Genomic DNA, 23,129 nt, shown 5'->3' with positions numbered 1-23,129 from the left:
GTCAGGGGCGGGCGGAGGGGACCGGCGGCATCGGCCAGTGCGGGCGGTCGGCGTCGCGGAGAGCGGCCGAGCGTACCGCCGCCAGTTGCCGCTCCACCTCGGCGAAGTGGTCCGGCACGAGCGGTCCCCGGGCCAGCGCGGCGGCGTTCTCCTCGACCTGGGCCACCGTGCGGGCGCCGGGGATCGGCACGGCCCGGTCGCTGCGCGCCCAGATCCAGCCGAGCGCGCCCTGGGCCAGGGTCCGGCCGTCGGCGGTGAGCGCGTCCCGGACCCGGGCCACCCGGCGCAGCCACTCGGGGGCCGGCCGGCCGCCGCGGAACCACTCCAGCCAGGTCGGTCCGAGGCCGCGTACGTCGTCGCGGGGCAGCGTCGACTCCGGCGTGTACTTGCCGGTGAGCAGTCCCATGCCGAGCGGCCCGCGGGCCAGGCTGGCCAGGTCGTGCTTGTCGCAGGCGGCCAGCATGGCCGGGGCGTCCCGGAGCACCGACAGCGCGTGCTGCACGGCGGCGGCGCCGCGGGCGACCTGGGCGAAGGCGGCGGCCCGGTCGGCCCGGTCGGTGCTCCACCCGTACGCCCGGATCAGCCCGTCGGCGACCAGGTCGTCCAGCGTGCCGACCAGCGCCTCGGCGCGGGGCAGCGGCAGGTCGCCGAGGTGCAGCTGGTAGAGATCGATCCGGTCGGTGTCCAGCCGGCGCAGCGAGTCGACCACGGCCCGGCGCAGGTACTGCGGCGAGGCGTTCTCCCCGGTGGCCTGCCGGGTCCGCTCGTCGAACGTGTAGCCCCACTTGGTGGCGATCACCGCCTGGTCGCGCCGGCCGGCGAGGGCCCGCCCGAGCACCCACTCGCCGTGCCCGGCGCCGTAGGTGTCGGCGGTGTCGAAGAGCGTCACCCCGAGGTCGAGGGCGCGGCGGACGGCCCGCACCGACTCGTCGTCGTCGACCGCGCCCCAGCCCAGCGGCCGGGCGCCCTCGGCCCACGGGCCACCGATCGCCCAGCACCCCATGCCGAGCGCGCTCACCTCGATGCCGCTGCGGCCGAGCGGCCGCGTGCTGACTGCCATCGCCGAATCCTGTCACCTTCCCCGCACGCGTGGGCGGCTTCGTCACCCCGGGTGCCCGACCGCGGTCACCCCGCGTAACGGGAGAGGGAAAGTCTTTCGAGGAGAGCGATATACCGGAGAGTCATAATTATGACTCTCCGGTATATCGCTCGGGAGTGGTAGGTGCACGCGACGGCCGGCAGGCCTGCCCGCGAGAGCAGGCCGATCAAGCCGGGGCCACGGACGCGGGTCGGGATGCGGGCGGCCGGTGACCCGAGACAGGCGACCGGCCGAGACGTCAGCCGGCGTGGGCCAGCAGCACCGGGGCGTCCTGCCCCGGCCACGCGCCGGTGAGCCGGCCCGCGACGGGCGCACCGACGGCGTCGGTGTCGGCCGGGACGGGACGCCGGACCAGGGCCAGCTCGGCGCCCCCGACCCGGATCAGGGTCGGGTCGCCGTCGACCACCTCGTCGGCCGGGCCGGCCGGCCACGTGAGGTCGGTGTGGCTGCCCGACACGGTCACGCTCGGCTCGCGTACCTGCCGTTCGCCGTCGACCTCGAAGTACTCCTGCGCCTGACCGGCGTCGGCGAGCACCGCGGCGGCCAGCGCCGGCGGGTAGACCGGGTCGCCGCACGCGTCGTACACCCAGCGACGCCCGAGCACGGAGTGCTCCACGGTGCCGACCAGGAACCGCTCCGCGCCGGCCAGCGGCGCGCCCCGGTAGGTCAGCGGCACCTGCAGCACCGGGCCCTCGCCGGCCCGCACGAGCAGCGTCTCCATGCCGACCTCGCCGGCCGGGTCGTCGAAGCGGTACGCCGCGACCCGGGCCACCGGGGCGCCGGCCGCGCCGGCGAACCAGGACCGGCCGGGCAGCCAGCCGACGAGCAGCTCCAGTTTCGAGGGGCGCAGTTCCGCGCGGTGCAGCAGGGCCATGCGCAAGATCGTACTGTCGGGGTGGGGCCCGGTCAGGCCGGCCACGCCTTGGCGAGCAGGTCCCGGGTGTCCGAGAGCAGCTGCGGCAGCACCTTGGTGCGGCCGATCACCGGCATGAAGTTGGCGTCGCCGCCCCAGCGCGGCACCACGTGCTGGTGCAGGTGCGCGGCGATGCCCGCGCCGGCCACGCCGCCCTGGTTCATGCCCAGGTTGAATCCGTGCGCGCTGGACACGTGCCGGACCACCCGCATGGCGTCCTTGGTGAACGCGGCCAGCTCGGCCGTCTCCGGCGCGTCGAGGTCGGTGTAGTCGGCCACGTGCCGGTAGGGGCAGACCAGCAGGTGTCCGGGGTTGTACGGATAGAGGTTGAGCACCGCGAAGACGTGCTCACCCCGGGCGACCACCAGGCTCTCTTCCGGCGGCAGGCCGGGCGCCAGGCAGAACGGGCAGCCGGTCGGCTTCTCGTATCCGCCCTCGGGCCGGTCCTCGCCGGAGATGTAGGTCATCCGGTGCGGCGTCCAGAGCCGGTCCAGCCCGTCCGCCAGACCGCCGTCGCCGCCGTACCCGGTGTCCCGCTCCGCCCCTGTCACACCGGCGATCCTACGATCCGACCGCCTCCTCGGCGACGGCGGCGGTGGGCCCGCTGTTGGTGCGCGACTCGACGACCTCGCGGATGTGCGCCACCGCCTCGTCCAGCGGTACGCCGTTGCGCTGGGACCCGTCCCGGTAGCGGAACGACACGGTGCCGGCCGCCACGTCGTCGTCACCGGCGATGACCATGAACGGGATCTTCTGCTGCTGGGCGTTGCGGATCTTCTTCTGCATCCGGTCGTCGCCCAGGTCGACCTCGGCCCGGATCCCCTGCCGGCGCAGCGTCGCGGCGAAGTCCTCCAGGTAGTCGCCGTGGTCGTCGCGGATCGGGATGCCGACCACCTGCACGGGGGCGAGCCAGGCCGGGAACGCGCCCGCGTAGTGCTCGGTGAGCACGCCGATGAACCGCTCGATCGAGCCGAACTTGGCGCAGTGGATCATCACCGGCTGCTGCCGGGTGCCGTCGGCGGCCTGGTACTCCAGCCCGAAGCCCTTGGGCTGGTTGAAGTCGTACTGGATGGTCGACATCTGCCAGGTCCGGCCGATCGCGTCCTTGGCCTGCACCGAAATCTTCGGGCCGTAGAACGCCGCGCCGCCCGGGTCCGGCACGAGGTCCAGCCCGGTCTCCAGGGCGCACTGCTCCAGCACGGCCGTGGCGGTGGCCCAGTCGGCGTCGGTGCCGACGAACTTGTCCGGCCGGCTGTCGTCCCGGGTGGACAGCTCCAGATAGAAGTCGTCGATGCCGAAGTCACGCAGCAGGCTCAGCACGAAGCCGAGCAGGTGCTTGATCTCCGCCGGCGCCTGCTCCTGGGTGCAGTAGGAGTGCGAGTCGTCCTGGGTGAAGCCGCGCACCCGGGTCAGACCGTGGATCACGCCGGACTTCTCGTACCGGTAGACCGACCCGAACTCGAACAACCGGATCGGCAGCTGCCGGTAGGAGCGCCCGCGCGACCGGTAGATCAGGTTGTGCATCGGGCAGTTCATCGCCTTGAGGTAGTAGTCGCTGCCCTCCATCTCCATCGGCGGGAACATCGTGTCCTTGTAGTAGGGCAGGTGTCCCGAGGTGTGGAAGAGACCTTCCTTGGAGATGTGCGGCGTCCCGACGTACTGGAAGCCCTCCTCGATGTGGCGGGTGCGGACGTAGTCCTCCATCACCCGCTTGAGCACCCCGCCCTTGGGGTGGAAGACGGCCAGGCCGGAGCCGATCTCGTCGGGGAAGCTGAACAGGTCGAGGTCCGCGCCGAGCTTGCGGTGGTCGCGCCGGGCGGCCTCCTCCAACAGCTTCAGGTACGCCTTCAGCTCGTCCCGCGTCGGCCACGCGGTGCCGTACACCCGCTGCAGCTGCGGGTTCTTCTCCGACCCCCGCCAGTACGCGGCGGCCGAGCGCATCAGCTTGAACGCGCCGATCAGCCGGGTGTTCGGCAGGTGCGGGCCACGGCACAGGTCCGACCAGCAGACCTTCTCCTCGTTGGCGGCGAGGTTGTCGTAGATGGTCAGCTCGCCGCCGCCCACCTCCATCACCTCGGAGGAGTCGAGCCCCTCGCCCTTGACCTCGATCAGTTCCAGCTTGAACGGCTCGGCGGCCAGCTCGGCGCGGGCCTCGTCGAGGCTGGAGAACCGGCGCCGGCGGAACCGCTGACCGGACTTGACGATCTCCTGCATGCGCTTCTCGAGCTTGGCCAGGTCCTCCGGCTGGAACGGCTTGCCGACCTGGAAGTCGTAGTAGAAGCCGTTCTCGATCGGCGGGCCGATGCCGAGCTTCGCCTCCGGGAAGACGTCCTGCACCGCCTGCGCCAGCACGTGCGCGGTCGAGTGGCGCAGCACGTCCAACCCGTCCGGGGTGTCCAGCCCGACCGGCTCGACCGCCGTCTCCTCGGCCGGCTTCCAGTCCAGGTCGCGCAGCTGGCCCTGCGGGTCGCGGACCACCACGACCGCCTTCGGCCCGGTCGTGGGCAGGCCAGCCGCGGCCACCGCGTCGGCCGCCGTGGTCCCGGCGGCGACGACGACGGGGTCGGCCACGACGGGGGTACGGGGTGCGGACACGGTGACTCCTGTCGTCGAGGTACGGATGGGCCGGTGACCGGCCCCTGCGATGCTATCGGTCGCCCGGAGCCCGGCCGACGCCGACGCCACGCCCCGAACGACGAGTTGCGCGCGACGTTGAACCTTTCCGTCCTCCCGCCCGAACTACCGGGTGGGGCCGGAGCCGGAACCGACCCCAGTCGAGAAGGATGGGGACGACCATGAGGATGACCCGTCAGGGCCGGTGGGCGACGGCGCTGCTGGCCGCCGCGCTCGCCGGGACGGTGGGTTGGCCGGGCGCCGCGAGCGCCGCCGCCGGGGTGACCGTCACGACCTCCCCCGGCGAGGTGCACCAGGGCGACGCGATCGAGCTGTCCGTGGTGGTGCCCGCGGACCGTCCCGGCACCCGGACCACCAAGATCGAGTTGACCATGCCCGCGGACGCCCCGATCGGCGAGGTCTATCCCCTGTCCGTGCCGGACTGGGGGCCGACGATCACCACCCGCACCCTGGACCAGCCGGTCGCCGGCATCCACGCCTCCGAACTCAACCAGGTGACCCACGCGGTGACCTGGCTGCGGGTCCCCGGCGCCGGCACCGGGGCGGCCCGGCTGCCACTCGGCATGGGCCCGATGCCCGCCACCGACCGGCTGGTCTTCACCGTGGTGCAGACGTACGCCGACGGCACGGTGGTGCGCTGGGCGGACCCGGCCGGCGGGGCGCACCCGGCGCCGACGGTCCCGCTGCTGCCGCCGCTCGCGGGCGCCACCACGCACGGCGGGGACGCCGGTGCGGGCGGCGCGGCGCACGGGGGCCACGGCGCCGTCGGCGGCGGCCGAGACGGGACGGCACCGGGCGGCGCGACCGCCGGGGGCCCGACCGCCGGGGCCGCCGACGACGGGCCGAGCGCGGACCTGCTGCTCGGCGGCGGCCTGCTCGCCGGGCTGGCCGGCGGGGCCGCGATCGGCTGGCTGCTCAGCCGCCGCCGGCGCGTCACCATGACGCTCCCCACGGACCCGGCCGAGGACGGCTCGCCGAGCCCGGACCCCGCCACGCCGGACGCGCCCGCCCTCGTCCACCCCCGAATGCCCGAACCCGTCACCGCGGGCGGCACACCCCCACACCCGTGACCAGCCACCCCCACCCACCCGGCCCGCCCGCTCCGTCCCGCTCCGCCGATCTTGGAGTTGTGGCACCTGGAATGCCGGAATCGCACCCCTTGTCACCGACCACAAGTCCAAGATCGACCAGGCGGGGGCACGGGCCCGAGGGCGGGAGACGGGGGGTGGGTCAGGTGGGTGCGGCGAGCCAGGGGGGCAGGGGCTCGCGGGCGGTGAGCCAGCCCTCGGGCACGCCGCCGGGCGTGCCGACGCCGGTGTGGGCGGCGACGATCCCGCCGACGATCGCGGCCGTGGTGTCGACGTCGCCGCCGGCCTCCACGCAGGCGCGGACCGCGGCCGGGTAGTCGTGCAGCGACGTGGCCGCGACCCAGAGCGTGAACGGGACGGTGTCCTGTGCGGTGACCCGCGAGCCGTTGCCCACCGCCTCGACCACCTCGGCCGGCGGACGACCGAGCAGCGCGGCGGCCCGGCGTACGCCCCGGTGCACCTCGCCGGCCGGGTCCAGCGCGCCGGCCACGGCGGTGAGCAGCCGGGCCGGCTCGGGCCGGGTGCCGTCGAGCCGGGCCCGGGCGGCCAGCGAGGCGGCCACCGCCACCGCCACCGCCCCGGCGACGCCCTCGGGGTGGGCGTGGGTGACCTCGGCGCAGGCGCGGGCCTGCTCGGCCGCGCGTCGGATGGAGTCGGCGTACCAGGCGCCGAGCGGGGCGACCCGCATGGCCGCGCCGTTGCCGCAGGAGCCCTGACCGTCGAACGCCGACGCGGCGGCCACCGGCCACGGAGTGCCGGTGCGGATCAACCGCAGGATCGTCACCGCGCCCGGCCCGTAGCCCCGGTACGGCTCGCACCGCTGCGCGAACGCCAGCGCCAACCGGTCCCGGTCGATCCGGCCGGCGGCGGCCAGCTCGGCCACCACCGAGCAGGCCATCTCGGTGTCGTCGGTCCACTCCCACGGCGGCGCGGGCAGCCGTCCCTCGGCGAGGTCGGCCGGGCGCCGGCCGGGGACGAAGAACTGGGAGCCGAGCGCGTCCCCCACCGACAGGCCGGCCAGCGCGTCGCGGGCAAGCGTCAGGCGGGTGTCGGGGAAGAGGGTGAACGTCATCGTCGTCCCAGCTTGCCCGGTTCCCCGGACCGCCGCAACGCGATCGACTTGCCACGCCGAGTACGGTGCTGACGTGGCAACCGTCCTGCTGGTCGAAGACGACCACGTCGTCCGTGGGGCGATGCTGCGGTCGCTGACGGACCGGGGGCACGCGGTGCACGCCGTCGGCACGGCGCTGGACGCCCTGCGCCGGGTGGCGGCGGAGACGCCCGACCTGGTGGTGCTCGACCTCGGCCTGCCGGACCTGGACGGATCGGACGCGCTGCGCATGCTGCGCGGCATCACCGACGTGCCGATCATCATCGCCACCGCCCGCGACGACGAGCAGTCGGTGGTCCGGCTGCTGCGGGCCGGCGCGGACGACTACATGGTCAAGCCGTTCACCGGCGCCCACCTGGACGCCCGGATCACCACCGTGCTGCGCCGGGCCGGCCGGGCCAGCCGTACCGTGCAACCGGCCGTGCACACCGTCGGCGGCCTGCGGGTGGACGTGGGTGAGCGCAGCGCGGTGCTGGACGGGGAGTCCCTGGCCCTGACCCGCAAGGAATTCGACCTGCTGGCGTATCTCGCCGCGCGTCCCGGCCGGGTAGTGTCCCGGCGGGAACTCTTGGAGGAGGTATGGCGGCAGCCATCGGTCGGCGAGGACCAGACCATCGACGTTCACCTGTACTGGCTCCGCCGCAAAATGGGCGAGTCCGCGGCGAAGCCGCGTTACCTGCGCACCGTGCGGGGGGTCGGCTTCCGGCTGGTGGCGCCGGACTGAGGCCGGCGTTGGCCTGGCTCACCGCGGGTATGTGCAGCCTGGTCGCGTTCGCCTTCCTCATCCCGCTCGGGATCAGCCTCTCCGACCAGTCGCGCGAGGAGAAGCTGGCCGACGCGGCCCGCCGGAGCGCGCTGGTCACCGGCGCGCTGGCGGTCAGCACCGATCCCGAGGTGGTCAAACGGGCGGTGGCGGCCAGCGGTGACGATCCCGCGCTGCGGCCGGTCGTGCACGGCATCGGGGCCGACGAGTCGGCCGGTCGGGCCGACCCGGACGCGCTGACCGACGCCGCCGCGCAGCGGCGCTCGGTGGTGTCCGAGGTGGACGGCGGGGTGCTGCGGCTGGACCCGGTGGTGCTCGGTGACCGGGTGGCCGTGGTGGAGGTCTTCATACCCGACGAGGTGCTCGACGCGGGCGCCGGCGGCCGGTGGTTGCTGCTGCTCGCGGTGGCGCTGGCCCTGGTCGGCGCGGCGGTGGTCGTGGTGGACCGGGTCGCGGCCCGGGCCGTGGACGCCACCGGCGACCTGGTCAAGGCGGCGCTCGCGGTGGGCGACGGCGAGCTGGGGGTACGCGTCGAGCCCACCGGCCCGCGGGAGCTGGCCGAGGCGGGGCACGCGTTCAACCGGATGGCGGAGCGGCTGGTGGCGCTGCGCGCCGACGAGCACGAACTGGTCGCCGACCTGTCGCACCGGCTGCGGACGCCGCTGACCGCGTTGCGGCTGGACGCGGAGGCGTTGGAGTCCGACGACACCAGCATCGGCACGTTCAGCGAGGCGGAACTGGACCGGCGGCGCGGCATCCGGCGGATCCGGCAGGCCATCGTGACGCTGGAGGGCGAGGTCGACCAGCTGATCAAGACGACCCGCAAGGCGGTCAGCCAGGAGACGGCGCCGGCGTCCTGCGACGTCAGCGAGGTGGTCCGGGACCGGATGGTCTTCTGGTCGGCGCTGGCCGGCGACCAGAACCGCCCGCACCGGGTGGTCGGGGCGCAGCTGCGCATCCCCGCGCCGGTGCCCCGGGCCGAGCTGGCCGCCGCGCTGGACGCGGTGATCGGCAACGTGTTCCGCTACACCCCGCAGGGCACCGCGTTCGAGGTGGCGGTGAGCCGCCGGGACGGTTGGGTGGCGATCCGGATCGACGACGCCGGGCCGGGCATCGCCAATCCGGACCGGGCGCTGCGCCGGGGCGAGAGCGACCAGGGCTCGACCGGGTTGGGGCTGGACATCGCCAAGCGGGTCGCGTTGCAGGCCAACGGTTCGGTGAGCATCGACCGGGCCCGGCTCGGCGGGGCCAGCGTGGTGATGCTGCTGGCCGATCCGGACGCGGCGCCCCGGCAGGTCAACCGGTTCGGCCTGGTCGGCCGGATGGCCCGGGATGCCCGCGAACCGCGCGCCGGGCGGCGCTGGCCGCGCCCGCGCTGACCGGTGGCTGTGGGCCGGCGCAAGTTCTCCTTAGGAGTGTTTTAACGACCGCCACAAACCCGCCGCGGACTGCCAGGATCAGGACAGAACCCATCAGTTCCGTCGGCCGGGACGCCCCGTAACACCTTCCGGCCGGCGGAGCCGTGCGCGCGGCGGGAGTCCGGTCCCCCCACACCTCGCTCCCGTCGCGCGCCGCTCTCCCGTCGAGCCGGGCGTTGAGGTGACCGTCATGACCCCGACCGTCAGCCGTCTGCTCCGCTGGGCCGCCGTGATCGGCCTCGGCATCGCCCTCACGCTCGCCGCCTGGCAGGACCCGGTGCTGGCGCACGCCCCGGGCCGGGCCGGCACGGCCGTTCCCGGGTTCGCCGTGGCGTCGATCGCGCCGGCCGCGCTCGGTCTGCTCCTGGCCGCCCGACGCCGACCGCCCCGCCTGTCCCGGCGGCCGGCGCCCGCGCGACCGCTCAGCGCGCCGCGCTCACCCGGTACGCGTCGATCTCGGCGTTGATCCGGGCCTGCTCGGCCGGTTCGAGGAACGCGGCGGCGACCGCGTCGCGGGCCAGCGCGGCGACCCCGTCCGGGTCGAGCTTCAGCAGCCGGGCGGCCACCGCGTACTCGTCGTTGAGCGTGGTGCCGAACATCGGCGGGTCGTCGGAGTTGATGCTGACCGGCACGCCGGCGGCGACCAGTTGCGGCAGCGGGTGCTCGTCGAGGCTGGCCACCGCCCGGGTCCGCACGTTGGAGGTGGGGCAGACCTCCAGCGGGATCCGCCGCTGGGCGAGGTGGGCCAGCAGCGCCGGGTCGAGCACGGCGGAGATGCCGTGGCCGATCCGCTCGGCGCCCAGCTCGCGCAGCGCGTCCCAGATCGTCTCCGGGCCGGTGGTCTCGCCGGCGTGCGGCACCGACCGCAGCCCGGCCGCGCGGGCCTGGTCGAAGTACGGCTTGAACTGGGGCCGGGGCACGCCGATCTCGGGGCCGCCGAGGCCGAAGCTGATCAGCCCGTCCGGCCGCTGGTCGAGGGCGATCCGCAGGGTCTGCTCGGCGGCGGGGAGCCCGGCCTCGCCGGGGATGTCGAAGCACCAGCGCAGCGCGATGCCGAAGTCGGCCTCGGCCCGCTTGCGGGCGTCCTCGATCGCCTCGCAGAACGCCTGCGCCGGGATGCCCCGGTGCACGTGCGAGTAGGGGGTGACGGTCAGCTCCGCGTACCGGACCTGCTGGCGGGCCAGTTCCCGGGCCACCTCGTGGGTGAGCAGCCAGACGTCGTCGGCGTCGCGGATCAGGTCCACCACGCTCAGGTAGACCTCGATGAAGTGGGCGAAGTCGCGGAACGCGAAGTAGTCGGCGAGCGCCTCCGGGTCGGCCGGGACGGGGCTGCGCCCCTCGTGGCGGGCGGCCAGCTCGGCCACGATCCGGGGCGAGGCGGAGCCGACGTGGTGCACGTGCAGCTCCACCTTGGGCAGTCCGGCGATGAAGGTGGGCAGGTCGGTCACGGGTTCTCCTCTGCGCGGGCGCCGGTGCGGGCCACCACGAAGATCCGGCGGAACGGGAAGTACACCTGACCCTGCCGTACCGGGTAGGCGTCGGCGAGGCGTACCCCCAGCTCGGCGCGGAAGTCGGCCCAGTCGGCGGCGGCCAGGGCGGCGCGGACCGGACGCAGCGCCGTGCCCTCCATCCAGGCCAGCACCGGGTGGTCCGCGCCGTCGGTCGGCAGCAGGTGCACGTAGGTAGTCTCCCAGGCGTCCACCGCGCAGCCCGCGCCGGTCAGCAGCGTGGCGTAGTCGATCGGCTCGTCCACCGGGGCCGCGCGCAGCAGCCCGGCGAGCCGGTCGCGCCACCGGTCCCGCCCGGCGACCTCGCGCAACGCCCGGTGCGACGGCGCGGCGAAGTTGCCCGGCACCTGGAACGCCAGCCACGCGCCCGGCGGCAGGTCGGCGGCCCACCGGGTGAGCAGCTCGCGGTGGCCGGGCACCCACTGGAGCACCGCGTTGGCGACCAGCACGTCCACGTCCGGCTCCGGCCGCCAGTCGCGGACGTCGCCTACCGCGAAGGTGACCGGGGCGCCCAGGGAACCGGCCCGGTCGATCATCTCGGGCGACGAGTCCAGGCCGGCCAGCCGGCTGCCGGGCCAGCGGTCGGCGAGCGTGGCGGTGAGCGTGCCGGGGCCGCAGCCGAGGTCGACGACCGCGCGGGGGCGCTCGGCGCCGACCCGGGCCAGCAGGTCGTAAAAGGGCCGGGAGCGTTCATCGCCGTAGCGCAGGTAGGTGCGCGGATCCCACATGGCAGCCTCCTAAACCGTACGTACGTCTTGTTTGACCGTACGGCCCGACGGGCGCGACGGCAACCCGCTGACTAGGCTCGACCGGGTGGAACAGCGCAGCTTCGACCGGCTCGGCCGGCACGTCGGCATCATCGGACTCGGCGCCTGGCAGCTCGGCGCCGACTGGGGCGAGGTCAGCGAGGGCGCCGCGCTCGACGTGCTGACCGCCGCGGTCGACGCCGGCGTCACCTTCCTGGACACCGCCGACGTGTACGGCGACGGCCGCAGCGAGCAGCTGATCGGCCGGTTCCTGCGCTCCCGGCCCGGGCACGGGCTGACCGTGGCCACCAAGATGGGCCGGCGGGTGCCGCAGACGCCCGAGGCGTACACCCTGGACAACTTCCGGGCCTGGACCGAGCGGTCCCGAACCAACCTGGGCGTCGAGACGCTCGACCTGGTGCAGCTGCACTGCCCGCCCACCGCGGTCTTCGCCGACGACCGCGTCTTCGACGCGCTGGACACGCTGGTCGCCGAGGGGCGCGTCGCCGGCTACGGGGTGAGCGTGGAGACCTCCGAGCAGGCGCTCACCGCGATCGCCCGGCCCGGCGTGGCCAGCGTGCAGATCATCCTCAACGCGGTCCGGCACAAGCCGCTGGAGCGGGTGCTGCCGGCCGCCGCGGCGGCCGGGGTGGGCATCATCGCCCGGGTGCCGTTGGCCAGCGGCCTGCTCTCCGGCCGGTACGACGAGCAGACCACGTTCCCGGAGAACGACCACCGCACGTTCAACCGGCACGGCGAGGCCTTCGACGTCGGCGAGACGTTCTCCGGCGTCGACTACGACCTCGGCCTCGCCGCCGTACGCCGGCTCGCGCCGCTGGTCGGCGACGACCGGACGATGGCCCAGTTCGCCCTGCGCTGGGTCCTCGACCAGCCCGGCGTGACCGTGGTGATCCCCGGCGCCCGCTCGGCCGAGCAGGCGCGGCGCAACGCCGAGGTCGCCGGCCAGCCGGCACTGACCGACGTGGAGCTCGCGGCCGTGCGGGCCACCTACGACGAGCTGATTCGGCCGCAGGTGCACGACCGGTGGTGACCCCGACGGCGGGCCCGGCCGGCGCGGCGCCGTCGGCGGTCGACGGCACCGGGCATGCTGGACCGGGGCGGACGTCGGAGGGAGCACGATGAGGGGTTGGTTCCGGCTCACCACAGGGCTGCTGGCCGTGGTGCTCGGCGCGCTCTGGACCGTGCTGGGCCTCGGCTACGTCGAGGGCAGCGCGCTGTCCGACCAGCGGGTCTGGGCGCTGGTCGGGCCGGCGACCGTCCTGGTCGGACTCGTCGCGCTCTGGTTCGGCATGCGGGCCAGGCGCCGCTGAGTCCCCGGTCGGGAAAGGGAGAAGCCCCGCCTCCCGTGCGGGATGCGGGGCTTCGCGCGCCGACCGGCGTGGCCGGTGCGGTGTCAGCTCAGATGGGGCGGACCTGCTCGGCCTGCGGACCCTTCTGACCCTGGGCGATCTCGAACTCCACCCGCTGGTTCTCCTCCAGCGTGCGGTAGCCGCTGGTCTGGATGGCCGAGAAGTGGACGAACACGTCAGCACCCCCGCCGTCGACGGTGATGAAGCCGAAGCCCTTGTCAGCGTTGAACCACTTCACGGTTCCCTGCGCCATGTGTATCTCCTTCTAAAACTGGCGGCCGAGCACGCCGTGCGGCCGATTGGCCGTTTTCGAGCAGCGGCGCCTGAGGCGGCCCCCGAGGAGGAGACTTCTCTCAACCCACGCGTCTCTCAACAGCGTGAGAAAGCAAACCACGTACGCAAAAACTCTGCACAGCCTAATCGACGAAATTCTCCGACATGTGACCTGAAGGTTGCGCGCAGACCGCCCGGGCGGCCGGCCACGCGTACGCGAAAGGCCCCTTTCCCACACCCGGGAAAGGGGCCCTCATCTGCTCAGGGTCAGTCCGGCCAGTGGCCGGTCAGCCGACGGACGCCGACCGCGCCGCCGCGGTCCACCGCCGCCCGGACCGCCGAGAAGATCGCGCCCTGCAGGGCCGCGGCGGCCAGGACCTCGCCCCAGCCGCGCTCCTCGTCGGTGGCGCTGGGGGCGTCGTCGTCGCCCGCCGCCAGCTTCCACACCTGCCGGAAGACCATTCCGGCGACCGCACCGGCGGCCAGGCCGAGCAGGACCCCCACCGGCCTGTACGCCGCCTTGCCGATCTTGCCGCTCACCTGCGCCTCCCTCGGACGATCGCCAGCACCACCACGGTCACCACGGCGCCGGCCGCGAGGGCCGCCCACGGCAACGGGTTGCGCCCGACCGCCCCACCCTTCTCGTACGCCTGCGCCCGGACCAGCCGGGCCCGCTCCGCCGCACGCCCGCGCACCCGGGCCGCGGTCAGCGCCGCCTGCTCGCGCATCCGCGCCTTCGCCTGCTCGGCGGAGTGTCGCACCAGCGCCTTCGGATCGGCCCTGGCGGCGAGCAGCTCCATCGTCTCACCGAGTTCCACCCGGGTCCGGCGGATCTCCTCACGGAGCGCCGCCACGTCCCCGGTCCCGTTGCCGGTCATGCCCGCCTCCCGTCCTTCACCGCGGCGGTGACCGTGTCGACGTCGGCCCGAACACTGCGGACCGCCGCCTCCGGCACCGGCGGGACGGCACGGCTGACCTGCTTCTTGCCCACGAGCGCCAGGATCCCGGCGAGCAGGAACAGCGCCACCGCCACGATCAGGGCGGCCAGCCACGCCGGCATGACCAGCGCCAACAGCAGGATCACGGTGGCGACCAGCGCGCCGGCGCCGTAGAGGGCCATCACCCCGCCGCCGCCGAACAGACCGATCCCGATCCCGGCGTGCTTGCCCTTCTGGGTCAGCTCCGCGCGGGCCAGCGCCAGTTCGTCCCGCACCAGGCGGGTGACCTGCTCGGTGGCCCGCTGCACCAGCTCCGCGGTGGACGGCTCGTTCCCGGTCCGGGACGTGCTGCGACTCGCGACGTCAGCCATGCTGTCCTCCTTTCATCATCACCGCGCTGTATGCCCGGAGTCGCCGCCCGTCAATCCTGCGCGGGGCGGCCGGTCGGCCCGGCCGCCCGCCACCGGGCCCGGCGTGGCCGGAGTCCGGGGCGTGCGCAGCAGGTCCCCCGGAACGGGCCGGTCAAACCCGACACCGGCGGTGAACCCGTCCGGCAGGCACAACGCGCCGTGCCGGGCCGGGGTCACGACCCACCGACGCGCCGAGCCCCCGGCCACGCCGAGGGCGGCCGGGGGCTCCGATCGGGTACGCGGGTCAGCGACGCGCCTCGGCGTGCTCCTCCCGGCCCACGAACACCTCGCTGCGGGCCTCGCCGTCATCGCTGCCGCCGAAGACGCGCGCGTCGTCGGGGGCCTCGGTGTCGGTCGTGCGGCGCACCGGGCGGCGCGGCTGCACCGACTGCCAGGGAAGCGGGCCGGTGGCGTCGCCCACCTCGGTGCGCAGCCGGGGCAGGGCGGTCGGGCGGTGGTCGCGTACCCAGGCCACCAGCTGCTCGCGGACCAGGCAGCGCAGGTCCCAGAGGCTGCCGGCGTCGGCGGCGCTGACCACCGCACGGACCTTGACCGTCCCGCCGGAGGCGTCGGTCACCTGGAGCACGCAGACCCGGCCGTCCCACAGCTCGGTGCCCTCGCAGAGCCGCCGCAGCTCCTCCCGCATGGCCTGCACCGGAACGGCCCAGTCGAGGTCGAACTCGGCGGTGCCGAGCACCGCGGCCTCGGTGCGGGTCCAGTTCTGGAACGGCTTGCTGGTGAAGTAGGAGGTGGGCAGGATCAGCCGGCGGTCGTCCCAGATCTGCACCACCACGTAGCTGAGCGTCAGCTCCTCGATCCGGCCCCACTCCCCCTCGACCACCACCACGTCGTCGAGGCGGACCGCGTCGCTGAACGCGAGCTGCAGGCCGGCGAAGACGTTGCCGAGCAGGCTCTGCGCGGCCAGCGCGGCGACGACACCGACCACACCGGCGGAGGTCAGCACACCCGCGCCGACACCGCGTACGGCCGGGAAGGTCATCAGCATCACGCCGACGGCGAGGATCACGATCACCGCGATGGTGAGCCGGCGTAGCAGCACCACCTGGGTGCGGACCCGTCGGGCGTGCCGGTTGTTCGGCACGTCCACCCGGAACCGGGCCAGCGCGGTGTCCTCGGCCACCACGAGCAGCGAGGCCACCAGCCAGGCGACCGCGGCGATCATGGTCAGCACCAGCGTGTGCAGGACGAACCGCCGCCACGGGCTGCCCACCGCGTAGAGCGTGGTGAACCGGACCGCGATCTGCACGGCGACCACCGTCGCGGCGACCTGGAACGAACGGTGCGAGTGCTCGGTCAGCTCGGTCATCAGCAGCGACCGGCGGCCGAGCCGCCGGGTGACCCGGTGCACCACCTGGACCAGCACCAACGCGACCGCCGCCGCGGCGAGCGCGGCGGCGACGGTCACGAGATAACTCTGCACGGATCTCTCTCCCTCCGCCCGGGCGGGAATCGGGCAAAGGCCCAATGGTGCCCGGCGGTCCGAATATCGACCAGGCTCAGACCTTGCGATACCGGGACTGGAAGAAGCAGTAGACGCCGAACGCGGCGATGCCGAGCGCCATCAGCGCCAGCAACCACGGCCCGTACGGCTGGTCGCGCAGCGTCCGCAGGGCGGCGTCGAGCCCCCGCGCCTTCTCCGGGTCGTACTTCACGGCCGCGACCACGATGAGCAGGCCCGCGATGGCGAAGACCGAGCCCCGGGCGGCGTAGCCGACCATGCCGAGGCGGCGGGTCAGCTGGTGGGTCTTCGGGCTCATCTCGCCGGTCTTGAGGTTGCGCTCGAACTTCTTCTTCAGGCCGTAGACCACCATGCCGATGCCGACCGCGGCCAGCACCAGACCGGCCAGACCGACCAGCCAGCGGCCGCCGTCGTTGGCCATCAGCTTCTCGGTGAGCTGCTGCTGCCGGTTGGAGGCGTTGGCGCTGGCGTCCTGGACCACCTTGATCGCGGTGTAGCCCAGCCAGACGAAGACCACGACCCGGACCACCGAGGCGATCCGCTCGAAGACCTTCTCCTTGCCACTCTTGGACTGGTGACCGATCACCGCCTGGAAGGCCTGCCAGAGCGCCATGGCGAAGAGGCCGACGGCGATCGCGATCAGGACGAACTTGCCCAACGGCTGCTCGCCCAGGGTGCGCAGCGCGCCGTTCTGGTTGCCCTCCTCGCTGGAGCTGCCGAAGGCGATCTGCAGCGCCAACCAGGCGAAGAGGAGGTGCACGATCCCGTAACCGATGAAACCGACACGGGTCAACAGTTCGAGCCACCTGCTGTTCTTGGCCTGGGCGGCGGTGGCTCCGGCGTTTCGGGTGAGAGACATGCGCCCTCAATCTCCCGGCGGGCGGTTTTCCAAACGTGACCGCCCGCCGCCACAGGCCGATAGCGATCAGCCGTTGGGGTTGCGCGCCACCCGCAGCACGACGTTCTGGTCGGTGACGCTGTCCAGGCTGACCTGGAAGCCGCCGACCTCGGTGGCCTGCTGGCCGGTGGTGAGCGAGAGCTGCTCACCGGCCACCTCGACGGTGACCTGGTCGTCCTGGGTGCCGATGAGCTTGGCCTCGACGCCGAGGATGGTGGCGCTGGCGTCCACGCCCCGGTCGAAGGTGATGGTGCAGGCGTCCAGGCCGCAGTCGGTGTCGGCGCCGTTCGAGCTGCAACCGGCGAGCAGCGCGGCGCCGAGGGCGAGACCGGCGAGCATCCCGGCGGCGCGTCGGGCGGGGGTCAGGGCGGAAGTGGCGCGTCGGTTCGTCACCTCCCCAAGGGTACGTGGCTCCCACCACCGCCCGGCCGGGTGCGCGCTAGGGTGCCGGGATGGCATTCGACGTGGCCCGGGTGCGGGGGCTCTACCCCGCGCTGGGCGAGGGTTTCGTCCACTTCGACGGCGCCGGCGGCACCCAGACCGCCGCCCCGGTGATCGAGGCGGTGGCCGACGCCATGCGCGCCGCGACGGGCAACCGGAGCACCGCGTTCGCCCCCGGCCGGCGTGCGCTGGACCTGGTCGCCGGGGCCCGGGCCGCCGTCGCCGACCTGCTCGGGGCGGACCCGTCGGGGGTGGTGCTCGGCCCGAGCGCCACCGCGCTGACGTACACGTTGGCCCGGACGCTGGGCGCGGCCTGGCGGCCGGGCGACGAGGTGGTGGTCTCCCGGCTCGACCACGACGCCAACGTCCGCCCGTGGGTGCAGGCCGCCGAGGCGGCCGGCGCGACGGTGCGCTGGGCCGAGTTCGACCGGACCACCGCCGAGCTGCCCGCCGGCCAGTACGCCGACCTGGTCACCGAGCGCACCCGGCTGGTGGCGGTGACCGCCGGCAGCAACGCGACCGGCACCGCGCCGGACGTGGAGACGATCGCCAAGACCGCGCACGCGGCCGGCGCGCTGGTCTGCGTGGACGGGGTGCACTCGGTCCCCCACGGTCCCACCGACCTGTCCTCGCTCGGCGCGGACTTCCTGGTCACCAGCGCGTACAAGTGGTCCGGGCCGCACCTGGCGGCGATGGTCGCCGACCCGGCCCGCTGGGAGTCGTTGCGCCCGGCGAAGCTGATCCCGTCGGCCGACGCGGTCCCCGACCGGTTCGAGTACGGCACGCCCAGCTTCCCGCTGCTGGCCGGCGTGACCGCCGCGGTGGACCACCTGGCGTCGCTCGACCCGGCCGCCGGCGGTGACCGGCGGGAGCGGGTACGCGCCGGCCTCGCCGCCGCCCAGGCGCACGAGGAGGCGGTCTTCGACCGGCTGCTCGCCGGGCTGGCCGCGCGTTCCTTCGTGACCGTGTACGGCGCGCCGGCCCGGCGCTGCCCCACGGTGTCGTTCCGGGTGGCCGGGTGGCCACCGGCGCGGACCGCGGCGGCGCTGGGCGGGGCCGGGCTCTGCCTGTCCTCCGGCGACTACTACGCCTACGAGTACTTCCAGGCCATGGGCCTGCGTGACTCCGGCGGCGCGGTGCGGGCCAGCGTCTACCACTACAACACGGTGGACGAGGTGGACCGGCTGCTGGCCGAACTGGACCGGCTGGCCGGGACCGGGGGGACAATGGTCCGGTGAGCTACCTGGTCGAGGAGAACGCCGCCAAGCACCGCTTCGAGATCCTGGTCGACGACGCGCTGGCCGGGTTCACGGCATATCTGCCCCGGGGCGAGGTGCTGGTCTTCACCCACACCGAGGTCGACGACCGCTACCAGGGGCAGGGCGTCGGCGCGGCGCTGATCAAGGGCACGCTGGACCAGGTCCGGGCCCGGGGCGGCCGGGTGGTGCCCCGGTGCCCGTTCATGGCCGCGTTCATCGAACGTCACAGCGACTACGCCGACCTGGTCGTCGACGCGCCCTGAGACCCGGCCCGACCGGGGGACCTCCCCGCCCGGTCGGGCCGGGGGTTCAGCGGGCGCCGGCCAGCAGCTCGGCGGCGGCCCGGGCCGCCGCCGCGGTGGCGCCGTGGGTGGCGAGATGCACCGCGCCGGTGACCAGCTCGGGCACGCCCAGTTCGACCACCACCGCGTCCGGCCGGGCGGTCAGGGCCCGGGTGACCGCGTCCCGCATCCAGTCGTGCCGGTGCAGGTCGCGCACGACCAGCACCAGCGGCCGGCCGGCCGGTCCGGCGGCCGGGTCGGCGGGGACCGCGTCGGCGGCGTACCGGGCGGTGGTGGTGCCGGGCGCGAGACTGGTCAGCGGCGCGGCGATGCCCCAGGGCGTCTCCTCGCCGATGGCGATGTTGCGCGGCGGCGCGAACTCCACCACGTGCGCCGGCCCGGCCAGCGGCAGCAGCCCGGAGTCGCCGCTGACCCGCACCGCCCGGCGGGCGGCGGCCAGCCCGATCGGCGAGTCGCCGCGTGACGGCGCGCCGGTGACCCGGTGGGCCCGGGCGGCGACGCTCCAGGCGGCGAGCTGACCGACCCGCTTCGCGGCCTCGGCGAGGCGCTCCTCCGGCAGCTCGCCGCTCACCACGGCGGCCACGATCGCGTCGCGCAGCTCACGGGCGTCGGCCTCGGTGGCCCGCTCCCCGCCCACGCAGATCGCGTCCGCGCCGGCGGCCAGCGCGCGCACCGCGGCGCCGGCGAAGCCGTACCGGTCGGAGACCGCCCGCATCTCCACCGCGTCGGTCACCACCACACCGCCGAAGCCCAGCTCCTCGCGGAGCAGGCCGCCCAGGATGCGCGCGCTCAGGGTGGCCGGCAGCTCCGGATCCAGCGCGGGCACCAGCAGGTGGCCGGTCATCACCGCCTGCACGCCGGCCGCCACCGCGGCCCGGAACGGGGCCAGCTCGACCGCGTCCAGCCGGGCCCGGTCGCCGCCGATGCGGGGCAGGTCGTGGTGGGAGTCGACCCGGGTGTCGCCGTGCCCGGGGAAGTGTTTGGCGCAGGCGGCGACGCCGCCGGCCTGCAGGCCGCGGACCCAGGCCGCGGTGTGGCGGGCGACCAGGTCCGGGTCGGCGCCGAACGAGCGCACCCCGATGACCGGGTTGGCCGGGTTGGAGTTGACGTCGGCGTCCGGGGCGTAGTCGAGCGTGACGCCGACGGCGGCCAGCTCGGCGCCGAGGTCGCGGGCGACCTCCGCGGTCAGCGCCGGGTCGTCGACCGCTCCGAGGGCGAAGTTGCCGGGTCGGGAGCTGCCCCGGGCCGACTCGATCCGGGTGACGTCGCCGGCCTCCTCGTCGATCGCCACGATCACGTCCGGCCGCTCCGCCCGCAGGTTCGCCGTCAGCGTGGCCACCTGCTCGTGGTCGACGACGTTGCGGGCGAACAGGACCACCGAACCGAGCCCCTCGCCGAGCCAGCGGCAGACCCACGGCGGCGGCGTGGTGCCGACGAACCCGGGTTGCAGGACGGCGGCGGCGAGCGCCGCCAGGTCTCCGGTCGATCCCACGGTCCGCTCGCTCATGCGCTGTCGTACCCCCGTCTCCCCCACGGACCCGCCAGGGCCGGCGGGTGCTGACATGGTCACACCGCGCAGCGAAATAGTCAACAATCCTTACTGTTAGGCGGTGGCGATCGACGGACACCCGTGGGAGAGTGCGTCCATGCCCGCCCTGCCGCTCGCCGACGCCACCAGCGCCGCGGACATCCCCGGCGTACGCCTGCTCGGCCTGGTGGTCGGCGCCCTGTTCCTGCTGATCGCGATCCGGGCGATGTTCCGCCGCTGACCCCACCGGGTTGGACGCCCCGCCCCGGGGTAGGGCTTGCGGTGTCCGGAACCGGCGGAGGGGGCACCATGAAGATCGGCTATTTCCTGTCCAGCGAGGAGTACACGCCGGCGGAACTGCTGGCCCAGGCGCGCGGCGCCGAGCAGGCCGGCTTCGAGGCACTGTGGATCTCCGACCACTACCACCCGTGGGTCGACGCGCAGGGGCAGAGCCCGTTCGTCTGGTCCACCATCGGCGCGCTCAGTCAGGTCTGCCGGCTGCCCGTGACCACCGCGGTCACCTGCCCCACCGTGCGGATCCACCCCGCGGTGATCGCCCAGGCGGCGGCCACCAGCGCGGTGCTGCACGAGGGGCGGTTCGTGCTCGGCGTGGGCACCGGGGAGGCGCTCAACGAGCACATCCTCGGCGACGCCTGGCCGCAGGCCGACGTCCGGCTGGCGATGCTGGAGGAGGCGGTCGAGGTGATCCGCGAGCTGTGGCGCGGCGACTTCGTCAACCACCACGGCCCGCACTACACGGTCGAGCACGCCCGGATCTACACCCGGCCCGAGACACCCCCGTCGATCTACGTCTCCGGCTTCGGCCCGAAGTCGATCGAGCTGGCCGCCCGGATCGGCGACGGCTACGTCAGCACCATGCCCGACGCCGACATGGTCCGCCGGTTCCGTGAGGCCGGCGGCGGCGACAAGCCGTGCCAGGCCGGCTTCAAGGCCGCCTACGCCGACACCGTCGACGAGGGCGCGCGGATCGCGTACGAGCGCTGGCCGAACGCCCGCGTGCCGGGCGAGCTGTCCCAGGTGCTCCCCTCCCCGCGCCACTTCGAGCAGGCCGCGCAGCTGGTCCGGCCGGAGCAGGTGCGCGACGCGTTCGTCTGCGGGCGGGACGCCGACGCCCACCTGGACATGATCGACCGCTACGCCAAGGCCGGGTACGACGAGGTCTACGTGGCCAACACCGGCCCGCACTGGCAGGGGTTGTTCGACCTCTACCAGCGCGAGGTCCTGCCCCGGCTGCGCTGATCGTGGCGCCGGTTTCGGGTCCGGACGCCGGGGGTAGCTGAGGCGCTTGATGAAACTGACCACGCACTCCACCAGCCTGCGCCGGGCGGCGAGGAACCTGTTCGGCTGGACCGCGCTGCGGCCCAACCAGCTGGCCGCCATGCGCGCCGTGATGAAGCGCCGTGACGCCCTGGTGGTGCTGCCCACCGGCGCCGGCAAGTCGGCGATCTACCAGATCCCGGCCAGCCTGATCCCCGGCCCGACAGTGGTCATCTCGCCGCTGCTCGCGCTCCAGCAGGACCAGATCGCCGCGCTCAACGAGCGGCAGCGCCCGGAGCTGCGCGCGGTGCGGATCAGCTCGGACGAGAGCGCGACCCAGCAGGCGCAGGCGATCGAGGAGATCCGGGCCGGGCGGGCCGAGTTCCTCTTCATCACGCCCGAGGCGCTGAGCAACCCGGACCGGCTCGCCGAGGTCCGCTCGCTCGGGCCGGCCCTGGTCGCGATCGACGAGGCACACTGCATCTCGGCCTGGGGCCACGACTTCCGGCCGGACTACCTGGCGCTCGGCCACCTGATCGACGGCCTGGGCCGGCCGCCGGTGGTGGCGCTGACCGCCACCGCCTCCCCGCCGGTCCGCGACGACATCATCGCCCGGCTGCGGCTGCGCGAGCCCGAGGTGGTGGTCTCCGGGCTGGACCGGCCCAACCTGTTCCTCGAGGTGGCCTACTGCCCCACCGACGACTACCGGTGGCGGCGGCTGGTCGCGCTGCTGCGCGACGACGAGCGGCCCGGGATCATCTACGTGCCGACCCGGCGGGCGGCCGAGGAGCTGGCCGGGCGGCTGACCGACGCCGGTTTCCCGGCCGACTTCTACCACGGCGGCATGCCCACCGCCGCGCGTCACGAGCTGCACGAGGCGTTCCTCGCCGACCGGGTGCCGATCATGGTGGCGACCTCGGCGTTCGGCATGGGCATCGACAAGCCGAACATCGCCTGGGTGGTGCACATGGCGCTGCCCGACTCGCCGGACAGCTACTTCCAGGAGATCGGCCGGGCCGGCCGGGACGGCTCCCCGTCGCGGGTCCTGCTGCTCTGGCGGTCCGAGGACGTCGGACTGCAGCGCTACTTCAGCGGCGGGCTGCCGGACGAGAAGGAACTGTGCGAGTTGGCCGCGGTGCTGCGGAGCAAGCCCCGCACCCGCAAGGAGCTGCGCGAGCTGACCGGGCTCGGCCCGCGAAAGCTCGGCCAGTACCTGTCCCTGCTGGAGCAGATCGGCGCCGCCGAACCGCGCGCCAAGCAGCGCGTCGGTGCCCCCCGGTACGCCCCGGACGCCGCCGAGTCCGGTCGGGCCGCGCTGGCCGAGGCCGAGCGGCAGCAGACCGTGACCCGGTCGCGGACCGACATGATGCGCGCCTTCGCCGAGACCACCGGCTGCCGGGGGCAGGTGCTGCTGGCCTACTTCGGCGAGCAGATGACCGAGGTCTGCGCCCACTGCGACAACTGCCACGCCGGCACCAGCGTGGCCAACGACGGCGCGGTCGGCCCGTTCCCGGTGCACAGCCAGGTGCGCCACCCGGAGTGGGGATCCGGACTGGTGCTCAACTACGAGGAGGACCGGATGACGGTGCTCTTCGACGAGGTGGGCTACAAGACGCTGTCCGTGCGCGTGGTGTCCGAACAGGGCCTGCTGGAGCTGGACTAGCCTGACCCG

The 23,129-nt window shown here is 74.2% G+C and carries 26 protein-coding genes; 11 read left to right on the top strand and 15 right to left on the bottom strand.

Features of this window, described 5'->3' with window-relative positions; all coding sequences use genetic code 11:
• Position 1 precedes the first annotated feature (1 nt).
• The 4 genes from O7600_RS29930 to thrS form a co-directional block, all read right to left on the bottom strand.
• Entirely contained in the window at positions 2–1,060 is a 1,059-nt protein-coding gene (locus O7600_RS29930; protein WP_281591684.1) for an aldo/keto reductase, read from the bottom strand.
• 277 nt (positions 1,061–1,337) lie between these two features.
• On the bottom strand, positions 1,338–1,973 hold the full coding sequence (locus O7600_RS29925; RefSeq protein ID WP_281591683.1) for a hypothetical protein: 636 nt from the start codon (positions 1,971–1,973) through the stop codon (positions 1,338–1,340).
• A gap of 32 nt (positions 1,974–2,005) precedes the next feature.
• Positions 2,006–2,518 carry an HIT domain-containing protein gene (locus O7600_RS29920; protein ID WP_281594300.1) on the bottom strand — a complete coding sequence of 171 codons (513 nt, stop codon included), beginning with the start codon at positions 2,516–2,518 and terminating at the stop codon, positions 2,006–2,008.
• A 55-nt stretch (positions 2,519–2,573) separates the two neighbouring features.
• Positions 2,574–4,607, bottom strand: coding sequence for a threonine--tRNA ligase (gene thrS, locus O7600_RS29915; RefSeq protein WP_099161589.1), 2,034 nt, complete (start codon positions 4,605–4,607; stop codon positions 2,574–2,576).
• 200 nt (positions 4,608–4,807) lie between these two features.
• Between thrS and O7600_RS29910 the strand changes: the two genes are divergently transcribed.
• On the top strand, positions 4,808–5,716 hold the full coding sequence (locus O7600_RS29910) for a DUF1775 domain-containing protein (RefSeq protein WP_281591682.1): 909 nt from the start codon (positions 4,808–4,810) through the stop codon (positions 5,714–5,716).
• A 160-nt stretch (positions 5,717–5,876) separates the two neighbouring features.
• Here the strand turns inward: O7600_RS29910 and O7600_RS29905 are convergent, their stop codons facing one another.
• Positions 5,877–6,806: an ADP-ribosylglycohydrolase family protein gene (locus O7600_RS29905; protein WP_281591681.1), complete on the bottom strand. Its 930-nt coding sequence runs from the start codon at positions 6,804–6,806 to the stop codon at positions 5,877–5,879.
• Positions 6,807–6,879: 73 nt separating this feature from the next.
• On the opposite strand from O7600_RS29905, the gene O7600_RS29900 reads away from it, so the two are divergent.
• The 3 genes from O7600_RS29900 to O7600_RS29890 all read left to right on the top strand — a co-directional run bounded on the left by O7600_RS29900 (position 6,880) and on the right by O7600_RS29890 (position 9,492).
• Entirely contained in the window at positions 6,880–7,569 is a 690-nt protein-coding gene (locus tag O7600_RS29900) for a response regulator transcription factor (protein WP_018784999.1), read from the top strand.
• Positions 7,570–7,598: 29 nt separating this feature from the next.
• On the top strand, positions 7,599–8,987 hold the full coding sequence (locus O7600_RS29895; RefSeq protein WP_281594299.1) for a HAMP domain-containing sensor histidine kinase: 1,389 nt from the start codon (positions 7,599–7,601) through the stop codon (positions 8,985–8,987).
• 229 nt (positions 8,988–9,216) lie between these two features.
• Positions 9,217–9,492, top strand: a complete 276-nt coding sequence (locus O7600_RS29890; RefSeq protein WP_281591680.1) for a hypothetical protein — start codon at positions 9,217–9,219, stop codon at positions 9,490–9,492.
• On the opposite strand, the gene O7600_RS29885 is transcribed toward O7600_RS29890, so the two are convergent.
• Together O7600_RS29885 and O7600_RS29880 are read right to left on the bottom strand one after the other, a co-directional pair.
• The gene (locus O7600_RS29885; RefSeq protein ID WP_281591679.1) at positions 9,449–10,474 is read right to left on the bottom strand and encodes an adenosine deaminase; all 1,026 of its coding nucleotides are present in this window, start codon (positions 10,472–10,474) and stop codon (positions 9,449–9,451) included. The genes O7600_RS29890 and O7600_RS29885 overlap by 44 nt on opposite strands.
• Entirely contained in the window at positions 10,471–11,262 is a 792-nt protein-coding gene (locus tag O7600_RS29880) for a trans-aconitate 2-methyltransferase (protein WP_281591678.1), read from the bottom strand. Before O7600_RS29880 ends, O7600_RS29885 begins: the two co-directional genes overlap by 4 nt.
• Positions 11,263–11,347: 85 nt before the next feature.
• Here O7600_RS29880 and O7600_RS29875 point away from each other — a divergent pair, with 85 nt between their 5' ends.
• Together O7600_RS29875 and O7600_RS29870 are read left to right on the top strand one after the other, a co-directional pair.
• Positions 11,348–12,331 carry an aldo/keto reductase gene (locus tag O7600_RS29875; RefSeq protein ID WP_281591677.1) on the top strand — a complete coding sequence of 328 codons (984 nt, stop codon included), beginning with the start codon at positions 11,348–11,350 and terminating at the stop codon, positions 12,329–12,331.
• An 88-nt stretch (positions 12,332–12,419) separates the two neighbouring features.
• Positions 12,420–12,611, top strand: coding sequence for a hypothetical protein (locus tag O7600_RS29870; RefSeq protein ID WP_281591676.1), 192 nt, complete (start codon positions 12,420–12,422; stop codon positions 12,609–12,611).
• Positions 12,612–12,699: 88 nt separating this feature from the next.
• On the opposite strand, the gene O7600_RS29865 is transcribed toward O7600_RS29870, so the two are convergent.
• The 7 genes from O7600_RS29865 to O7600_RS29835 form a co-directional block, all read right to left on the bottom strand.
• On the bottom strand, positions 12,700–12,903 hold the full coding sequence (locus O7600_RS29865) for a cold-shock protein (RefSeq protein WP_007075740.1): 204 nt from the start codon (positions 12,901–12,903) through the stop codon (positions 12,700–12,702).
• Between the two features lie 287 nt (positions 12,904–13,190).
• Complete coding sequence (locus O7600_RS29860) at positions 13,191–13,463, bottom strand: DUF4235 domain-containing protein (protein ID WP_281591675.1); 273 nt, start codon at positions 13,461–13,463, stop codon at positions 13,191–13,193.
• Positions 13,460–13,801: a DUF3618 domain-containing protein gene (locus O7600_RS29855; protein WP_281591674.1), complete on the bottom strand. Its 342-nt coding sequence runs from the start codon at positions 13,799–13,801 to the stop codon at positions 13,460–13,462. The genes O7600_RS29860 and O7600_RS29855 overlap by 4 nt, the downstream gene beginning before the upstream one ends.
• Positions 13,798–14,232: a phage holin family protein gene (locus tag O7600_RS29850; RefSeq protein WP_043325014.1), complete on the bottom strand. Its 435-nt coding sequence runs from the start codon at positions 14,230–14,232 to the stop codon at positions 13,798–13,800. Before O7600_RS29850 ends, O7600_RS29855 begins: the two co-directional genes overlap by 4 nt.
• Before the next feature lie 283 nt (positions 14,233–14,515).
• A complete protein-coding gene (locus O7600_RS29845) occupies positions 14,516–15,712 on the bottom strand; it encodes a mechanosensitive ion channel family protein (protein WP_281591673.1) in 1,197 nt (398 codons plus the stop codon).
• Positions 15,713–15,788: 76 nt separating this feature from the next.
• Entirely contained in the window at positions 15,789–16,610 is an 822-nt protein-coding gene (locus O7600_RS29840; RefSeq protein ID WP_281591672.1) for a DUF1206 domain-containing protein, read from the bottom strand.
• A 66-nt stretch (positions 16,611–16,676) separates the two neighbouring features.
• The gene (locus O7600_RS29835) at positions 16,677–17,042 is read right to left on the bottom strand and encodes a hypothetical protein (protein ID WP_091578278.1); all 366 of its coding nucleotides are present in this window, start codon (positions 17,040–17,042) and stop codon (positions 16,677–16,679) included.
• A gap of 59 nt (positions 17,043–17,101) precedes the next feature.
• On the opposite strand from O7600_RS29835, the gene O7600_RS29830 reads away from it, so the two are divergent.
• A complete protein-coding gene (locus O7600_RS29830; RefSeq protein ID WP_281591671.1) occupies positions 17,102–18,328 on the top strand; it encodes a cysteine desulfurase-like protein in 1,227 nt (408 codons plus the stop codon).
• A complete protein-coding gene (locus O7600_RS29825) occupies positions 18,325–18,612 on the top strand; it encodes a GNAT family N-acetyltransferase (RefSeq protein WP_281591670.1) in 288 nt (95 codons plus the stop codon). Before O7600_RS29830 ends, O7600_RS29825 begins: the two co-directional genes overlap by 4 nt.
• Positions 18,613–18,658: 46 nt before the next feature.
• Here the strand turns inward: O7600_RS29825 and O7600_RS29820 are convergent, their stop codons facing one another.
• Complete coding sequence (locus tag O7600_RS29820) at positions 18,659–20,158, bottom strand: glycoside hydrolase family 3 N-terminal domain-containing protein (RefSeq protein ID WP_281591669.1); 1,500 nt, start codon at positions 20,156–20,158, stop codon at positions 18,659–18,661.
• A gap of 103 nt (positions 20,159–20,261) precedes the next feature.
• On the opposite strand from O7600_RS29820, the gene O7600_RS29815 reads away from it, so the two are divergent.
• The 3 genes from O7600_RS29815 to O7600_RS29805 all read left to right on the top strand — a co-directional run bounded on the left by O7600_RS29815 (position 20,262) and on the right by O7600_RS29805 (position 23,120).
• Positions 20,262–20,420 carry a hypothetical protein gene (locus O7600_RS29815; RefSeq protein WP_157779084.1) on the top strand — a complete coding sequence of 53 codons (159 nt, stop codon included), beginning with the start codon at positions 20,262–20,264 and terminating at the stop codon, positions 20,418–20,420.
• A 68-nt stretch (positions 20,421–20,488) separates the two neighbouring features.
• Complete coding sequence (locus tag O7600_RS29810) at positions 20,489–21,439, top strand: TIGR03557 family F420-dependent LLM class oxidoreductase (RefSeq protein WP_281591668.1); 951 nt, start codon at positions 20,489–20,491, stop codon at positions 21,437–21,439.
• A 49-nt stretch (positions 21,440–21,488) separates the two neighbouring features.
• Positions 21,489–23,120: a RecQ family ATP-dependent DNA helicase gene (locus O7600_RS29805; RefSeq protein WP_281591667.1), complete on the top strand. Its 1,632-nt coding sequence runs from the start codon at positions 21,489–21,491 to the stop codon at positions 23,118–23,120.
• The last annotated feature ends 9 nt before the right edge of the window (positions 23,121–23,129 follow it).

It is taken from the genome of Micromonospora sp. WMMA1998 (assembly GCF_027497375.1).
Classification (GTDB): domain Bacteria; phylum Actinomycetota; class Actinomycetes; order Mycobacteriales; family Micromonosporaceae; genus Micromonospora; species Micromonospora sediminicola.
Note: the sequence above shows the minus strand (reverse complement) of the source record. Positions and strands in the feature narration are given on the sequence as shown.

Bases quoted from the DNA above. Each gene is read 5' to 3' on its own strand.
- O7600_RS29930 (WP_281591684.1), bottom strand. From the start codon at position 1,060: ATGGCAGTCAGCACGCGGCCGCTCGGCCGCAGCGGCATCGAGGTGAGC.
- O7600_RS29925 (WP_281591683.1), bottom strand. From the start codon at position 1,973: ATGGCCCTGCTGCACCGCGCGGAACTGCGCCCCTCGAAACTGGAGCTG.
- O7600_RS29910 (WP_281591682.1), top strand. From the start codon at position 4,808: ATGAGGATGACCCGTCAGGGCCGGTGGGCGACGGCGCTGCTGGCCGCC.
- O7600_RS29905 (WP_281591681.1), bottom strand. From the start codon at position 6,806: ATGACGTTCACCCTCTTCCCCGACACCCGCCTGACGCTTGCCCGCGAC.
- O7600_RS29895 (WP_281594299.1), top strand. From the start codon at position 7,599: ATGTGCAGCCTGGTCGCGTTCGCCTTCCTCATCCCGCTCGGGATCAGC.
- O7600_RS29890 (WP_281591680.1), top strand. From the start codon at position 9,217: ATGACCCCGACCGTCAGCCGTCTGCTCCGCTGGGCCGCCGTGATCGGC.
- O7600_RS29880 (WP_281591678.1), bottom strand. From the start codon at position 11,262: ATGTGGGATCCGCGCACCTACCTGCGCTACGGCGATGAACGCTCCCGG.
- O7600_RS29870 (WP_281591676.1), top strand. From the start codon at position 12,420: ATGAGGGGTTGGTTCCGGCTCACCACAGGGCTGCTGGCCGTGGTGCTC.
- O7600_RS29865 (WP_007075740.1), bottom strand. From the start codon at position 12,903: ATGGCGCAGGGAACCGTGAAGTGGTTCAACGCTGACAAGGGCTTCGGC.
- O7600_RS29855 (WP_281591674.1), bottom strand. From the start codon at position 13,801: ATGACCGGCAACGGGACCGGGGACGTGGCGGCGCTCCGTGAGGAGATC.
- O7600_RS29850 (WP_043325014.1), bottom strand. From the start codon at position 14,232: ATGGCTGACGTCGCGAGTCGCAGCACGTCCCGGACCGGGAACGAGCCG.
- O7600_RS29840 (WP_281591672.1), bottom strand. From the start codon at position 16,610: ATGTCTCTCACCCGAAACGCCGGAGCCACCGCCGCCCAGGCCAAGAAC.
- O7600_RS29830 (WP_281591671.1), top strand. From the start codon at position 17,102: ATGGCATTCGACGTGGCCCGGGTGCGGGGGCTCTACCCCGCGCTGGGC.
- O7600_RS29820 (WP_281591669.1), bottom strand. From the start codon at position 20,158: ATGAGCGAGCGGACCGTGGGATCGACCGGAGACCTGGCGGCGCTCGCC.
- O7600_RS29810 (WP_281591668.1), top strand. From the start codon at position 20,489: ATGAAGATCGGCTATTTCCTGTCCAGCGAGGAGTACACGCCGGCGGAA.
- O7600_RS29805 (WP_281591667.1), top strand. From the start codon at position 21,489: ATGAAACTGACCACGCACTCCACCAGCCTGCGCCGGGCGGCGAGGAAC.